Origin of the sequence: Curtobacterium sp. VKM Ac-1376 (assembly GCF_015351025.1) — a bacterium.
In the GTDB taxonomy this organism is placed as follows: domain Bacteria; phylum Actinomycetota; class Actinomycetes; order Actinomycetales; family Microbacteriaceae; genus Curtobacterium.
In genome coordinates this window covers 1-1,233 of the sequence record NZ_JADKRV010000049.1, presented here as the reverse complement: position 1 = coordinate 1,233, position 1,233 = coordinate 1, and the positions used below count along the sequence as shown (strand labels likewise).

Sequence of the window (1,233 nt, the reverse complement as noted above, 5' to 3'; positions counted from 1 at the left end):
CCTTGGGTTCAGCTGGTCGTTGCAACACCATCGTGAATCGGAGTGTTGCAGATGGGGTCGAGGCTGGAACACCGTGCTCGAGAGGCGCGGTTCTGGGAGCTGTTGAGACAGGGCCTCGGACGCACGGCGGCCTGTGATGCTGTCGGCGTGGATCGACGTCAGGGATACCGATGGGTCAAAGCAGCAGGCGGACGGATCCCGTTCGCCCACAAGCCCCGCTCCGACAGGTACCTCAGCCAGGAAGAACGCCTCCAGATCGCGGACCTGCGCTTGAACGGTGCCGGCGTGCGCGCGATTGCGAAAGCCCTCGGTAGGGCGCCGTCGACGATCAGCCGTGAGCTGACGAGGAACTCCGCGGCTGGTGGAACCTACCGACCGTACTCCGCCGAGAAGCAGTGCCGTGCTCGTGCGCGGCGCCCGAAACCACGCAAGCTCGACCGGGTCGAGCTCGCCCTGCAGGTCGAGCTTCGGTTGGTGCGGAACTGGTCCCCGGAGCAGATCCGTGATGACCTGGCCAGGACGTTCCTCGACCGGCCGGAGATGCACGTGTCGCACGAGACGATCTACCAGTCCCTGTTCGTCCAGGGCCGCGGGCACCTGCGCGCTGACCTGCACAAACACCTCCGCACCGGCCGCGCCCTCCGCCGGCACCGGGGTGAGCCGCGGCGGGCGTCGTGGTCGAAGATCCGCGACATGATTCTGATCAGCGAACGCCCCGCCGAAGTCGACGATCGGGCCGTGCCCGGTCACTGGGAAGGGGACCTGATCGTCGGGATCAACGCCAGGAGCGCGATCGGCACCCTGGTCGAGCGCACCACCAGGTACGTGATGCTGCTGCACCTGCCTGATGGGCACAGTGCCGACGCGGTCCGCGACGCGATGATCCCCACGATCCAGATGCTGCCCGAGCATCTGCGTCGGTCGTTGACGTGGGATCAGGGCACAGAGCTTGCCCGACACAAAGAGATCACTCTCGCCACGGACTTGGCGATCTACTTCTGCGACCCGCACAAGCCGTGGCAGCGCGGCTCGAATGAGAACACCAACGGGCTGCTCCGGCAGTACTTCCCGAAGTCCACGGATCTCAGCGTCCACAGCCCGGAACGGCTCCTGGAAGTCGCCGCCGAACTCAACGGCCGACCCCGCAAAACGCTCGGCTACCGCACCCCGGCAGAAGCATTCGAGCAGCTACTCTCGGACCCGAAACAACCACCCGTTGCAACGACCCCTTGA

At 65.9% G+C, this 1,233-nt stretch carries 1 protein-coding gene; it reads left to right on the top strand.

Features of this window, described 5'->3' with window-relative positions:
* Positions 1-51 precede the first annotated feature (51 nt).
* Positions 52-1,233 (top strand): IS30 family transposase, encoded by a 1,182-nt coding sequence (locus ITJ56_RS18085; RefSeq protein WP_416354805.1) that lies wholly within the window; start codon positions 52-54, stop codon positions 1,231-1,233.